Genomic DNA, 13,342 nt, shown 5'->3' on the forward strand with positions numbered 1-13,342 from the left:
TTACGCTTCTATAACAAATTTCTTCTTGAAATCGTTTATAGCGTTTGTTAATTCTTGAGTGAAATCTCCATTCGCAAGAATTTTTTCTCCTATTTGTGGATAATTAGCATCTATGAATTCAATTAATTCTGCTTCAAATCTCTTTATATTATTTACAGGTATATCTGCTAATAAGTTGTTAACAACTGCAAATATAGCTATTACTTGATCTTTAACATCCATAGGTTGATGTTCACCTTGTTTTAGAACCTCAACTATTCTTTCCCCTTGAGCAAGTCTCTTCTTAGTATCTTCATCTAAGTCTGATCCGAATTGAGAGAATGCTGCAAGTTCTTTATATTGAGAGTAAAGAAGTTTTAATGGTCCTGCAACTTTTTTCATTGATTTTATTTGAGCAGATCCACCAACTCTTGATACTGATATACCAGGGTCAACTGCTGGTCTTATTCCTGAGTAGAATAATTCTGGCACAAGGTATATTTGTCCGTCTGTTATTGATATAACGTTAGTTGGTATATAAGCAGAAACGTCTCCACCTTGAGTTTCTATTATAGGTAATGCAGTTATAGATCCTGCACCTAACTCATCAGATAATTTAGCTGCTCTCTCAAGTAATCTTGAGTGTAAGTAGAATACATCCCCAGGGTAAGCTTCACGTCCTGGTGGTCTCTTAAGTAATAATGACATTTCTCTGTATGCAACCGCGTGCTTAGTTAAATCATCATATACTATTAATACATGTTTTCCGTTGAACATAAATTCTTCACCCATAGCAACTCCTGCATATGGTGCTAAGAATTGAAGTGGTGCAGATTCAGATGCTGTAGCAGACACTACTATTGTGTAGTCCATAGCTCCGCCTTTTTCTAATGTACTAACAACTTGTGCAACTGTCGAACGCTTTTGTCCTATTGCAACGTATATACATATAACATCTTTACCTTTTTGGTTAAGTATTGTATCTATACATATAGATGTTTTACCTGTTTGTCTATCACCTATTACAAGCTCTCTTTGTCCTTTACCTATTGGTATCATGGCATCGATAGCTTTTATTCCTGTTTGTAGAGGCTCATGAACTGACTTTCTAGCCATTATTCCTGTAGCTTCTGATTCAACTGGTCTAAATTTATTAGTGTTTATAGGTCCTTTTCCATCAACTGGTTGCCCTAGTGAGTTTACAACTCTACCTATCATAGCATCACCAACTGGAACTTGAACTATATTACCAGTTCTCTTAACGATATCTCCTTCTTTTATTCCAGAGTCGTTACCTAATATAACTGCCCCAACCATGTCTTCTTCAAGGTTAAGAGCCATTCCGTATACTTCTCCTGGGAACTCTAATAATTCACCAGCCATAGCTTTATCTAATCCGTAAACACTAGCTATACCGTCCCCAACTTTTAAAACACTACCTGTATCTGTTAATTCAACTTTATTCTCATAATTTTTTATTTGCTCTTTAATTATAGAACTTATTTCTTCAGGTCTTAAGTTCATGGGTTCACCACCATTCTAAGATATTACTTGAGATAGTATATTTTTCATTCCTGCTAAACGAGTTTTAACAGTTCCGTCTATCTCTTCGTTTCCAAGTCTAACTAGAACTCCTCCTAGTATAGATTCATCAACGTTGTTTTCTAAAGTAACATTTTTGTTGTATTTTTTTGAAAGTTTTAACTCAAGTTCTTTAATTTCTTCTTGAGACATAGGTACTGCAGTTATTGCAGTTCCTTCTAACACATTTTCTTTTTCATTTAATAATGCTTTAAATGAGTTTTGAACAGCTTCTATAACTGAAACTCTATCTTTATCTATCATTATTTTTAAGAAATTGCTTAAATTTTCACTCAACTGATTTTGAAAAACCTTCTTTAATAAGTCTTTCTTTTCTCCTTTTCCTACAAGAGGAGATTTTAAAACATTGAAAAAATCTTCGTTAGATTTTAGTATGTTTACAACTGCTACTAATTCTTCATTTAAACTAGCAGTTGTGTTAGTTTCTTCTCCTACTTGAAATAAGGCTTCAGCATATCTACTCGCGACTACATTCATCATTTAGCTTCGCCTACCTCTTTTATAAAGTTATCTATTAAATCCTTGTGCTTAGATTTATCTATATCTTTCTCAATAACTTTAGATGCTGCTAATAATGCTATATCAGATATATCGTTTTTGATTTCATTCATAGCTTTTTGTCTTTCTTGTTCTATATCTTTATTAGCTTTTTCTCTTATATTTTGTGCTTCATTTTTAGCATTAGCTATCATTTCAGATTCTTTTTGCTCTGCTCTTAATGTAGCTTGTTTTATTATTTCTTGACCTTCGTTTTTAGCTGAGATTATCTTTTCTTCATATTCTTTCTTTAAAGATAAACCTTCTGTCTTAGCAACTTCTCCTTGTGCTAAGTTTTCTCTGATGTCTTTTTCTCTAGCTTCGATTATTCCTAATACTGGTTTGAATAAAAGTTTCTTTAATATTACAAATACTAGGAATGTATTTATAAGCTGGAATATTAATTCATATGATATGCCTATAAGTGGCTTGAATTCCATATGTTATCCTCCTTCCTACTAATCACAATTCGTAAGTAGGAGATGGCTCTCCCCATCTCCTATTTACAAAATTTCTTAATATTCATTCATAATTTCCTTACATTAATGGATTAGCAAATAGAAGGATTATTGCTATAACTAGTCCGTATATTGCTGAAGACTCTGCTACTGCTGCTCCAAGTAACATTGTTTTTATTATATCACCTTGTGCTTCTGGTTGGTTTCCAACTGCTTCTGCACCTTTACCTGCTGCGAATCCTTGTCCTATTCCTGCTCCTATACCTGTTGCAACTGCGATACCTGCTCCTATAGCTGAAGCTGCTGCTATTATAGCTGTTTCCATAATTACTTCCTCCTTAGAAATTCTAATTTTTTAAAATTTTGATTATTTAATATTTTTTTATTCTGTTGCTGCACTTCCTACGAATACCATCGTTAACATTATGAATATAAATGACTGTAATAATCCAGCAAATATATCAAAATATAAGTGCAGTGGTACTGGTATTATTAACTGACCAAAAGGTATTGTAACACCTGGGATTAATGTTGATAGATATCCCAAGAAGTCATATAGTAAAGCCATTATAACGGCTCCACCAAGTATATTACCAAATGGACGGAAACTTAGTGAAACTGGTTTCGCTAATTCTCCTATTAAGTTAAGTGGTAATAACAGTGGGTTTGGCTCTAATAATCCTTTGAAGTATACTGGACCATTAAATTTAACACCTGCATAATAAATCATAACGAATGTTATTAATGACCATGCTAATGTAGTATCTAAATCTGTTGTAGGTGATCTAAATCCTAATAATCCTATTAAGTTAGAAACCGCAAAGAATAAAAATAAACTTCCTATGTACGGAACCACATTTGGCATTCTTTTTACAGTTTCCTTACCCATAGTATCTTCTACTAATTTAGCAAGCCCACCTATAGCAAATTCTAAGAATATTTGCAATTTACTTGTTGGAACTTTCTTTAGGTTTCTTGTCATTAAGTAAGAAGCTAAAGCAAGCCCTGCAAGTATTAACCAACTTGTTACTACGGTTTCACTTAATTTAAAGTTACCGAAAAATATAACCCATTTTGCTTGGCTCATACTTACGCCTCCTTTCTTTTGAGTTTGTCTATTAAGAATGTTTTTGTTAATATAACAAACTTAGGACTTAATAACCCTATTGCAACCCCTAATACATGTATGTATGGGGCTTTTACAGAGACAAATAGCACTACTCCTGTCACAGTCATCCTCAGCAAATATTGACCAGCTGAGTATATTTGAGCCTTAGAAACAGGCATAGTTACCGATTTTTCTATTGTTATAGCTAACAATCTAAAATTAAGTACAGCTATTATCGTACCAAATATCAACCCTAAAAGCATTTCTTTGCTAAATGTTGAAGTTATCAACAATAATATAATAGCTATAAGATCGTAAACTATAACTCCCTTTGTTACGTAGTTTATTTCATCTTGTAGTTTTGTATGCATATAATCACTTCCTTTTTGTGTATACTATTAAAGTTTTATAAACTCCCATAAATGCTCCACCAACTCCTAATAATAAAAATACTATCATAAATATTGGTTCTGTATTAAATTTGGAATCAAAAAACTTTCCTAAAAAGGTACACCCAAATATAGGAATTAATATCATCAACCCTACTTGACTTATCAAAGAAAGCATCTTAGCTATTTCCATGTATATCTTGTGTTTACTCATACATTAGATACCTCTCTATGAATAGTTTCTTATATATTCATTAAATTTACTTATGTACATGATTTATAAGACCCACTTTGAGCCCTTTATATAAAAAACCATATATCCTATATTACCACTTTTTCAGCAATTTTTAAACATTTTTTTATTAAATTTGATTTTTTTTGAATTCATTTGAAGTTTTGTGAAAGCACCAATTTAAGCCATTATAGGTATATAACTTGAATAAAATGTTTTCATAAATATATTATTCAAACTATACAATTTCTATCCCATTTAAATAATATTTAATATATATTTATAAAATTTTAATGGTTTTTGTATATTATTCTACCTATTCACTCATTTATGCATGTTTTAAGATTAATAATTAAATATTCTGATTCTCAATAACAATTTAAACCGACTAGCATAATATAGAAATTTCTTCATTTAAAGTTTTGTTATTTTTTTAACTTCACCTCTTTAACAGATATCCTTTTCCTTACTCGTTATTAAAAAGGCATCTATAAATTTTATAGATACCTTTTCCATGTTGTCTTATTACTTTGTACCGTATAGTCTGTCTCCTGCATCTCCTAAACCTGGAACTATATAACCATGCTCATTTAATTTTTCATCTACTGATGCAACATATATATCTACATCTGGATGATATTTTTGAACTTCTGCTATACCTTCTGGAGCAGCAACTAAGTTAACTAATCTTATAAACTTAGCCCCTCTTGCTTTAAGTACATCTATAGCTGCAACTGCAGATCCACCCGTAGCAAGCATTGGATCTACAACTATCATTTCTCTTTCTTCTATATCTTGTGGTAATTTACAGTAGTATTCTACTGGTTGTAATGTTTCTGGATCTCTGTATAAGCCTACATGACCAACTTTTGCAGCTGGTGTTAAACTTATAAGTCCATCTACCATACCTAAACCTGCTCTTAGTATTGGTACTATTCCTAACTTTTTACCTGCTATAACCTTAGATGCAGTTTTTACTACTGGTGTTTCTATCTCCACCTCTTCTAATTGTAAGTCTCTTGTTATTTCATATCCCATTAACATACTTATTTCTGTTAAAAGTTGTCTGAAATCCTTTGACCCAGTGTTCTTATCTCTCATTAATGTTAACTTGTGTTGTATTAATGGATGATCTGTGATTATTACTTTACCCATTATGACTACCTCCTATTTGCTGTGCTTTTTTTCTATTTCTTTTATCATATCAACTCTTTTTGAGTGTCTACCGCCTTCAAATTCTGTATTTATCCATGCATCTACTATTTCTAAAGCTAATCCTCTTCCTAAAACTCTCTCGCCTAAAGATAACATGTTTGCATCATTATGAGCTTTAGACATCTTAGCTGAGAAAACATCAGATACTACAGCACATCTAATTCCTTTAACTTTATTAGCTGCTAAAGATATACCTATTCCTGTTCCACAGCAAATTATTCCATAATCAATCTCTTTATTTACTACTGAATTGGCAACTATCTCCCCATATATAGGATAGTCCACTGATTCTAAGTCATTTTTTGGTCCAAAATCTACACACTCTATGCCTTTAGCTTCTAAGTGCTTTTTTATTTCTTCCTTAAGATTATATCCTCCATGATCACTACCTAGTCCTATTTTCATCTGCCTAGTCCTCCAATTTATATTATTATAATATATTTTAACCTACTTTTGCCATAAATTTATGCTTTTATTACTTTATATCCTGCCGATTTAAGTAATCTATTCATTATAGCTTGACCTACACCAGTCATTTCAAAGGATTCAGAATAAACTATATCTACATTTCTTTTATCCATTTCTCTTAGTACATCAAATAAATTGCTTCCTACTTCTTCTAAAGTATTCCCCAAAGAAATAACTTCTCCTTCATATACTTCTTTATTTTTTTCTACACACATCACTCCAGATTTAATACCATTTTCAGAGTTTTCACGTATGATTTGATTTATTTTATTGATAACATCTTTATCATTCCCTGACACTATGTATACGTCTGCATCAGGAGAATAATGTGTATACTTCATCCCAGGTGCTTTTGCTTTTTTATTATCTTCTTTTTTTAATAGAGAAGGATCGACCAAAACTTCTCCTAAAACTTCTTCTAGATCTTCTTTTGTTATACTTCCAGGTCTAAGTATCATAGGTACCTCACCTGTAAGGTCTAACACTGTAGATTCCAGTCCAAAATCACAATTTCCACCTAAAACAATACCACTAACTCTTCCATCCATTTCTTCTTTTACATGGTTACCTTTAGTTGGAGATGGTCTACCTGATATATTAGCAGATGGTGCTGCAATAGGTAGTCCTGATTGTTTTATAAGTTCTCTTGCTATTTTATGAGACGGCATCCTTATAGCTACCGTATCTAATCCTCCACTAGTCGTGTTAGGAACTATGTCCTTTTTATTAAGTATTATAGTTATTGGTCCTGGCCAAAACTTATCCATAACAATCTCGGCTTTATTACTTATATCTTTAGCCAGATCTCTAACTTCTTCTCTATCATATATATGTACTATAAGTGGATTATCGCTAGGTCTGCCTTTAGCTTCATATATTTTCTTTACGGCATTTTCATCTAGAGCATTTGCTCCTAGACCATATACTGTTTCAGTCGGGAATATTACAGTCTTTCCTTCTTTTAATAATTCTGCTTGTTTTTTTAATTCTTCTACATTTATGTTATTAACATCTATTTTACTTATTATTGTTTTCATCTTTTGTATGCCTACTTTCATTTTTAGCTTAAATACACTTTACAATTATTGTACCTACTAAAAAACCAATTATACAATGTAATGTCGTTGACTTTGGAAATATTTCTTCTAAAACTACATATATCATAGTTCCTGCAGCTAAAGAAAGAAAAATACCCATTAAAGAATTAAATACTATCCCAAAACAACCACCTAAAAAACTACCCACACCCATAGGAACTCCTGCTAACAGTGTAAATCCAATCACTTTTGGTATTTTAATTTTAGACCCCACTAAACTAAGTGCCATAGCTAATCCTTCTGGAATATTGTGAATTCCAATTATTATTGCTAAAGTTATACCAAAGGATTCCTCCGATATAAAAGACGATCCAATCGCTAACCCCTCCGGTAGATTGTGAAGTAATATACTAATAAAAACAAGATATCCAGATTTTAAGTCACTAGGTATATCGAGCTTATTTTTTATATACATGGTGATAAGTACACCAATTAATACAAATAAGGAAGTATATGCTATTCCCATTTCCTCCATTGACTCATTCATCAAATCGAAAACTACTACAGCTAACATTATGCCTCCAGATATCCCCATAAAAAAACTAAGATATTTGTCCACATTTTTCTTGAAAACTGCGGATATAACACCACCCATACCAGTTCCTATTACACCTGCTAAAAGTCCTATTAATGTTATTTTAAGTATCATATGCTCCTCCTTTAAATTTTATATACTAATGTATACTTAAAGAAGGAACATATTTATTCATGTTATATAAAAATCCCTAAATTAATAGGGATTAATAGAAGGATTAGATTTAATCAAATTATAGTGATGCCATTTTCTCAGTTTGATCTACAGTTATTAAAGCATCTATCATTTCATCTATATCTCCATCTAAGAATGAATCTAACTTATATAATGTTAAGTTTATTCTATGATCACTAACTCTTCCTTGAGGGAAGTTGTAAGTTCTTATTCTTTCAGATCTATCTCCAGTACCAACCTGACTCTTTCTTTCCGCTGCTATATCTTTGTTTTGCTCAGCTATAGCTTTATCATTAAGTCTTGCTACTAGTATTTTTAATGCTTGTTCTTTATTTTTTAACTGTGATTTACCATCCTGACAAGATACTACCTCTCCTGTAGGTATGTGAGTTATTCTTACCGCAGAGTCAGTAGTGTTAACACTTTGCCCACCATTTCCTGAAGAACGGAAAACATCTATTCTTAAGTCATTTGGGTTTATGTTTACTTCTACTGTTTCAACTTCTGGTAAAACTGCAACTGTTGCAGTAGATGTATGGATTCTTCCTCCTGATTCAGTAGATGGTATTCTTTGAACTCTATGAACTCCTGACTCATATTTAAGTCTTGAGTAAGCTCCCTTACCTTTTATTAAGAATGATACCTCTTTATATCCACCAACACCAGTATCACTTGCACTTAATAATTCCATTTTCCATCTTCTTCTTTCAGCGTATCTTGAATACATTCTGAATAGGTCCCCTGCGAATAGAGCTGCTTCATCTCCACCAGCTCCTCCTCTTATCTCAACGATTACGTTCTTTTCATCGTTAGGGTCCTTTGGTAATAATAATATCTTTAATTCCGCTTCTAGAGGTTCTACTTGCTCTTCTAACTCAGATAATTCCATCTTAGCTAGGTCTCTTAACTCTTCATCTGATTCTTCTTGTAGTATTTCCTTTGAATCAGCTATACTAGTTAAAACATTTTTATATTCTCTATACTTCATTACTATTGGCTCTAAGTCAGAATGTTCTTTCATGTACTTTTGCCAAGTTTTTTGATCATTTATTATTTCCGGATCACTTATTTTTTCTGTTAAATCTTTGTATTTATCTTCTAATACATCTAATTTTTTTAGCATCCTTTTTCACCTCGTTTATTGTAACATATCAATTTTTCATTATATCATAGTTTATAGCCTATAACAACTCTATCAATACCTTGTATATCCTTCTTTGTATATATATTTGTGTATCCATTAGCTTCCATAATTCGCTTTACATCTTCTGCTTGATCATGCCCAACTTCATATGCCAATATTCCATTTTCTTTAATATATCTTACTGATTGTTTGGTTATATCTCTATAGAAATCAAGTCCATCTTCTCCACCTTCTAAGGCATTGTATGGCTCATAATCTTTAACTTGCGTATGAAGTGTTTCTATGTCCCTTTTAGGTATATATGGTGGATTTGAAACTATAACATCAAATTTAGTTTCTATATTTTCAATAGCTGAAAATAAATCTGATTTCTTAAATACGACCTTATCATCTACACCATTGTTTATTGCATTTATTTTTCCCACTTCTAAAGGTATATCCGATATATCTAAAGATACAACTTTAGATTTTTCTATATACTTAGCTAGACTTACAGTTATAGCCCCTGAACCTGTTCCTATATCCACTATATTAACTTCTTTATCCTTACAAAGTTCAATAATTTCTTCCACTAAAGGTTCTGTATCAGGTCTAGGTATTAAAACACCTTCTTTTACAAAGAAATCAAGTCCCATAAATTCTCTATTACCTACTATATAAGCTATCGGTCTTCCATTTATCCTTTCTGATATTAAACTTAAAAACATTTTATATTGTTCTTTAGTTAATTCTTTATTTAAGTTTAAATGGATATAAATTCTATCCACATCTCCAAGTACTTTTTGTAAAATAATTTCCGTGTCTAATCTTGGAGTGTCACTTATTTCTTTTAATTCCTCCATATACTTTATAAGTATGTCTCTTATTGTCATATTATCACCTTTATTTTTCTTCTATTACAGCTTTTAATGCTGTTAGTGCTACTTCTAATTGCTCATCATCAGGTTCTTTAGTTGTAAAGTTTTGTAAAAACATTCCTGGATATGCGACAATTTTAGTAAGACTATTATTATATTTCCCAAGAAATCTTATTATTTCATAAGATATTCCAGCAACCACAGGAATACATATTATTCTCATAACCACTCTTAATATGGGATTAGGCCATCCAAAGAAAGAGAATAGTATAATAGACGTAAACATAACTATAAATAAAAAGTTAGTCCCACACCTCGGGTGTAGTCTAGTAAATTTTCTAGCATTTTCTACTGTAAGCTCTTCTCCACTTTCATAGCAGTATATAGATTTATGCTCGGCACCATGATATTGAAATACCCTTTCTATATCTTTACTCTTAGATATTCCTACTATGTATATAAATAAAATAGCTATTCTAGCAAAGCCTTCTATTAGGTTTAATACGAAATCGCTTTGTATATATTTTGAAAACAAACCTCCTACTACAGTAGGAATTAGTACAAATAATCCTATTGATAAAATAATAGATATTATCATAGTCAAACCTATCATCACATCATTAGCTTTATCTTTAAATATACTCTTGAAAAACCTGTCAAAAGCATCCTCTTCTTCTTCATCTAAAAAAAATTCTGATGAGAAGTTTAAACTTTTAATACCTTCTACCATTGTCTCGATTAATACAAATGAACCTCTTAAAAATGGTATTTTATCTATATTCTTATCTTTTATCCAACTTTTTACTCTATTTTTCTTTACAACAATCTCCCCATTGCTTTTCCTCACTGCAACGGCTCTTTTTTCTTTAGACTGCATCATAACCCCTTCGATTACAGCCTGACCACCTACAGATTGCTTCTTCATTAATTCACCTCTTTATTTTATACTTTACTTATTTCTTTATTATAATATAAGAGTATGTATTAAAATAGACTTTTTATATTATAAAAGGGAGCATTCCTTGGTGATTAACATCATTTTAAGAAACTCCCTTTACTTTCAATTATTTTTTATCTTTATAAACCACATGACATTTTCTGCATCTAGCTTCATAAGTTTCAACAGCCCCTACTTGTATTATAGGGTCATCATATCTTGCAGGTTCTCCATTTATTAATCTTTGAGATCTATTAGCTGGCTGTCCACATACTGAACATATAGCTTGTATCTTATCAACAAATTCTGCAACAGCTAATAACTTTGGTGTTGGTCCAAAAGGCTCTCCTTTAAAGTCCATATCAAGACCAGCAGCAATAACTCTTATACCTTTATCTGCTAAGTTCATAGCTATTTCAACTATTTCTTCATCAAAGAACTGAACTTCATCAATTCCTACCACCTGAGTCTTATTATCTATATGATTATATATCTCTCTTGCATTACTTATAGGTATTGCATTTATACTGTCTCCATTATGTGAAACAACATCCTCTTTACTATATCTATTATCTATTTGAGGCTTAAATACTACTACATTTTGTTTTGCTATTTTAGCTCTTCTCAATCTTCTTATAAGCTCTTCACTTTTACCACTGTACATAGGTCCTATGACAACCTCTATATACCCGTGATTTACAGGTCTATACATATTTCGTACCCCCTATGATTGTTAGATTACATTAAAATAGGAGTTGGCTGCCCAACTCCATTTTTGTAAAGATTAGTCCATTTTGAATCTCTTCTTGAACTTGTCTATTCTTCCACCTGCTTCTATATTCTTTTGCTTTCCAGTATAGAAAGGATGGCACTCAGAACATATTTCTATTTTTATCTCGTCCTTAACAGAACCAGCTTTGAAAGTGTTCCCACAAGCACAACGTACTTCTACAGCTTCGTATTTTGGTTGTATATCTTTTTGCATCATATTCACCTCTTCTCAAATTTTATAAATTAACTATATTAATTTTTTCGTTTTGCATTATCAACTACACCATTATAACATAAGTTTTTTATTGGTACAAGCAGTTTTTCTTTAGATTAAATTCCTTTTATCGATTTGATAAACTCTTCATTATTCTTTGTTCTTTTTAATAATTCTATAACTTTATCTGTAACCTCTAATACAGAATTATTACTCATTTCTCTTCTTAATTTATATAAAGCTGACTTCTCTTCTTCTGTAAGTAATAGATCTTCTCTTCTTGTTCCTGACTTGTATATATCTACAGCTGGGAATATTCTCTTTTCAGCTAACTTTCTGTCTAAGTTAAGCTCCATATTTCCAGTTCCTTTGAATTCTTCAAATATTACATCATCCATTCTAGAACCTGTTTCTACTAAAGCAGTCGCAAGTATAGTTAACGAACCACCTTGTCTTATATTTCTAGCTGCACCAAAGAATTTCTTAGGCCCATGTAATGCTCCTGGATCAAGTCCTCCAGATAAAGTTCTTCCTGTTGGAGATATTGTTAAATTATAAGCTCTCGCAAGTCTAGTTATACTATCTAATAATATAACTACATCCTTTCCATGTTCAACTAGTCTTTGTGCTCTATTTAATACCATTTCAGCGACTTTAACATGGTGGCTAGATACTTGGTCAAATGTTGAGTATATAACATCTCCATTAATAGATTCTCTCATATCAGTAACTTCTTCTGGTCTTTCATCTATAAGAAGTACTATAAGTTCTACATTAGGATGATTTTTAGCTATACTATTTGCTACATTTTTTAATAAGCTTGTCTTACCTGCTTTAGGAGGTGCAACTATTAATCCTCTTTGACCCTTTCCTATCGGAGATATTAAATCTATTAATCTGGTAGCTATATCATGTTGATGTCTTTCTAATGTAAGTCTTTCTTCTGGGTATATTGGAGTTAATAATTCAAAGGCCTTTCTTTGTATCGCTGTTTCAGGCTTCTCGTCATTTATTTTTTGAACATATAAAAGAGCCCTGAACTTTTCTCCTGTTTTAGGGTGTCTAGTTATTCCTTTTATCTTATCTCCAGTTTTCATATTAAATCTTCTTATTTGAGAAGGCGATACATAAACATCTCCTTCTGTAGATAGGTAATTTGACCCTCTTAAGAATCCAAACCCATCTGGAAGTATTTCAAGAACTCCTACTACCTCATCATCTTTTGATGTATTAAATTCATCTATTATTTTAGATTCATCTACTACCTTTTGAGTATAGTATCCTTTATTATTTCTAGTATTGTTATTTTCTATATGATTTCTATGATTATTTTCCGTATTATTTCTATGATTTCTGTTTTCTGTATTACGATTATTTCTATTTTCTTCGTTTCTTTGTTGACTATTTCTCTCTTCTTTAACTTCTATTTGTTTAACTTTCTGTTCTTTCTCTACACTGTCTTTTTCTAAACTTTCTTTTATTATATCTATTAATTCATTCTTTTTATACTTGCTTATAGACTTTATGCCTATTTCTTTTGCTATCTCTTTTAACTGAAGTAGAGTCTTATCGTCTAATTCAGATACTTTTATGTTATCTATATTCAAAAGAATCCTCCTCATCTA

17 protein-coding genes are annotated in these 13,342 nt (G+C 31.4%); all 17 read right to left on the bottom strand.

Going from position 1 to position 13,342, the window contains the following annotated elements; genetic code table 11:
* The 17 genes from atpA to rho all read right to left on the bottom strand — a co-directional run bounded on the left by atpA (position 1) and on the right by rho (position 13,339).
* Positions 1-1,503 carry a F0F1 ATP synthase subunit alpha gene (gene atpA / locus I1959_RS12695; RefSeq protein WP_166504678.1) on the bottom strand — a complete coding sequence of 501 codons (1,503 nt, stop codon included), beginning with the start codon at positions 1,501-1,503 and terminating at the stop codon, positions 1-3.
* 15 nt (positions 1,504-1,518) lie between these two features.
* The gene (locus I1959_RS12700; protein ID WP_243240047.1) at positions 1,519-2,058 is read right to left on the bottom strand and encodes a F0F1 ATP synthase subunit delta; all 540 of its coding nucleotides are present in this window, start codon (positions 2,056-2,058) and stop codon (positions 1,519-1,521) included.
* Positions 2,058-2,558, bottom strand: coding sequence for a F0F1 ATP synthase subunit B (gene atpF, locus I1959_RS12705; RefSeq protein ID WP_092921401.1), 501 nt, complete (start codon positions 2,556-2,558; stop codon positions 2,058-2,060). The genes I1959_RS12700 and atpF overlap by 1 nt, the downstream gene beginning before the upstream one ends.
* A gap of 97 nt (positions 2,559-2,655) precedes the next feature.
* On the bottom strand, positions 2,656-2,901 hold the full coding sequence (gene atpE, locus I1959_RS12710; RefSeq protein WP_092921403.1) for an ATP synthase F0 subunit C: 246 nt from the start codon (positions 2,899-2,901) through the stop codon (positions 2,656-2,658).
* A 57-nt stretch (positions 2,902-2,958) separates the two neighbouring features.
* Positions 2,959-3,663: a F0F1 ATP synthase subunit A gene (gene atpB, locus I1959_RS12715; RefSeq protein ID WP_166504676.1), complete on the bottom strand. Its 705-nt coding sequence runs from the start codon at positions 3,661-3,663 to the stop codon at positions 2,959-2,961.
* Positions 3,664-3,665: 2 nt separating this feature from the next.
* Positions 3,666-4,055 carry an ATP synthase subunit I gene (locus I1959_RS12720; RefSeq protein WP_092921407.1) on the bottom strand — a complete coding sequence of 130 codons (390 nt, stop codon included), beginning with the start codon at positions 4,053-4,055 and terminating at the stop codon, positions 3,666-3,668.
* Between the two features lie 4 nt (positions 4,056-4,059).
* Positions 4,060-4,287, bottom strand: coding sequence for an AtpZ/AtpI family protein (locus tag I1959_RS12725; RefSeq protein ID WP_092921409.1), 228 nt, complete (start codon positions 4,285-4,287; stop codon positions 4,060-4,062).
* Between the two features lie 543 nt (positions 4,288-4,830).
* Positions 4,831-5,460, bottom strand: coding sequence for a uracil phosphoribosyltransferase (gene upp / locus I1959_RS12730; protein ID WP_166504675.1), 630 nt, complete (start codon positions 5,458-5,460; stop codon positions 4,831-4,833).
* A 12-nt stretch (positions 5,461-5,472) separates the two neighbouring features.
* Positions 5,473-5,925, bottom strand: a complete 453-nt coding sequence (gene rpiB, locus I1959_RS12735) for a ribose 5-phosphate isomerase B (RefSeq protein ID WP_195238520.1) — start codon at positions 5,923-5,925, stop codon at positions 5,473-5,475.
* Positions 5,926-5,984: 59 nt separating this feature from the next.
* On the bottom strand, positions 5,985-7,025 hold the full coding sequence (locus I1959_RS12740) for an L-threonylcarbamoyladenylate synthase (RefSeq protein ID WP_166504673.1): 1,041 nt from the start codon (positions 7,023-7,025) through the stop codon (positions 5,985-5,987).
* A 28-nt stretch (positions 7,026-7,053) separates the two neighbouring features.
* Positions 7,054-7,734: a ZIP family metal transporter gene (locus I1959_RS12745; protein ID WP_092921417.1), complete on the bottom strand. Its 681-nt coding sequence runs from the start codon at positions 7,732-7,734 to the stop codon at positions 7,054-7,056.
* A 118-nt stretch (positions 7,735-7,852) separates the two neighbouring features.
* A complete protein-coding gene (gene prfA / locus I1959_RS12750; protein ID WP_092921419.1) occupies positions 7,853-8,917 on the bottom strand; it encodes a peptide chain release factor 1 in 1,065 nt (354 codons plus the stop codon).
* A 44-nt stretch (positions 8,918-8,961) separates the two neighbouring features.
* A complete protein-coding gene (prmC, locus tag I1959_RS12755; protein WP_092921421.1) occupies positions 8,962-9,810 on the bottom strand; it encodes a peptide chain release factor N(5)-glutamine methyltransferase in 849 nt (282 codons plus the stop codon).
* Between the two features lie 10 nt (positions 9,811-9,820).
* On the bottom strand, positions 9,821-10,720 hold the full coding sequence (locus tag I1959_RS12760; protein WP_092921423.1) for a DUF1385 domain-containing protein: 900 nt from the start codon (positions 10,718-10,720) through the stop codon (positions 9,821-9,823).
* Positions 10,721-10,859: 139 nt separating this feature from the next.
* A complete protein-coding gene (locus I1959_RS12765; RefSeq protein WP_092921425.1) occupies positions 10,860-11,444 on the bottom strand; it encodes a thymidine kinase in 585 nt (194 codons plus the stop codon).
* A gap of 72 nt (positions 11,445-11,516) precedes the next feature.
* The gene (gene rpmE / locus I1959_RS12770) at positions 11,517-11,717 is read right to left on the bottom strand and encodes a 50S ribosomal protein L31 (RefSeq protein WP_092727659.1); all 201 of its coding nucleotides are present in this window, start codon (positions 11,715-11,717) and stop codon (positions 11,517-11,519) included.
* A gap of 116 nt (positions 11,718-11,833) precedes the next feature.
* Positions 11,834-13,339 (bottom strand): transcription termination factor Rho, encoded by a 1,506-nt coding sequence (gene rho / locus I1959_RS12775; protein ID WP_092921427.1) that lies wholly within the window; start codon positions 13,337-13,339, stop codon positions 11,834-11,836.
* Positions 13,340-13,342 lie beyond the last annotated feature (3 nt).

The sequence above is a fragment of the Romboutsia sp. 1001285H_161024_C4 genome (assembly GCF_015550185.1).
Lineage (GTDB): Bacteria > Bacillota > Clostridia > Peptostreptococcales > Peptostreptococcaceae > Romboutsia_C > Romboutsia_C hominis.

Excerpts from the sequence above, each read along its gene's own strand:
- prmC (WP_092921421.1), bottom strand. The coding sequence starts at position 9,810 with ATGACAATAAGAGACATACTTATAAAGTATATGGAGGAATTAAAAGAA.
- atpE (WP_092921403.1), bottom strand. The coding sequence starts at position 2,901 with ATGGAAACAGCTATAATAGCAGCAGCTTCAGCTATAGGAGCAGGTATC.
- I1959_RS12725 (WP_092921409.1), bottom strand. The coding sequence starts at position 4,287 with ATGAGTAAACACAAGATATACATGGAAATAGCTAAGATGCTTTCTTTG.
- I1959_RS12700 (WP_243240047.1), bottom strand. The coding sequence starts at position 2,058 with ATGAATGTAGTCGCGAGTAGATATGCTGAAGCCTTATTTCAAGTAGGA.
- rpmE (WP_092727659.1), bottom strand. The coding sequence starts at position 11,717 with ATGCAAAAAGATATACAACCAAAATACGAAGCTGTAGAAGTACGTTGT.
- I1959_RS12760 (WP_092921423.1), bottom strand. The coding sequence starts at position 10,720 with ATGAAGAAGCAATCTGTAGGTGGTCAGGCTGTAATCGAAGGGGTTATG.
- rpiB (WP_195238520.1), bottom strand. The coding sequence starts at position 5,925 with ATGAAAATAGGACTAGGTAGTGATCATGGAGGATATAATCTTAAGGAA.
- I1959_RS12745 (WP_092921417.1), bottom strand. The coding sequence starts at position 7,734 with ATGATACTTAAAATAACATTAATAGGACTTTTAGCAGGTGTAATAGGA.
- atpA (WP_166504678.1), bottom strand. The coding sequence starts at position 1,503 with ATGAACTTAAGACCTGAAGAAATAAGTTCTATAATTAAAGAGCAAATA.
- I1959_RS12720 (WP_092921407.1), bottom strand. The coding sequence starts at position 4,055 with ATGCATACAAAACTACAAGATGAAATAAACTACGTAACAAAGGGAGTT.
- atpF (WP_092921401.1), bottom strand. The coding sequence starts at position 2,558 with ATGGAATTCAAGCCACTTATAGGCATATCATATGAATTAATATTCCAG.
- rho (WP_092921427.1), bottom strand. The coding sequence starts at position 13,339 with ATGAGGAGGATTCTTTTGAATATAGATAACATAAAAGTATCTGAATTA.
- I1959_RS12740 (WP_166504673.1), bottom strand. The coding sequence starts at position 7,025 with ATGAAAACAATAATAAGTAAAATAGATGTTAATAACATAAATGTAGAA.
- I1959_RS12765 (WP_092921425.1), bottom strand. The coding sequence starts at position 11,444 with ATGTATAGACCTGTAAATCACGGGTATATAGAGGTTGTCATAGGACCT.
- upp (WP_166504675.1), bottom strand. The coding sequence starts at position 5,460 with ATGGGTAAAGTAATAATCACAGATCATCCATTAATACAACACAAGTTA.
- prfA (WP_092921419.1), bottom strand. The coding sequence starts at position 8,917 with ATGCTAAAAAAATTAGATGTATTAGAAGATAAATACAAAGATTTAACA.
- atpB (WP_166504676.1), bottom strand. The coding sequence starts at position 3,663 with ATGAGCCAAGCAAAATGGGTTATATTTTTCGGTAACTTTAAATTAAGT.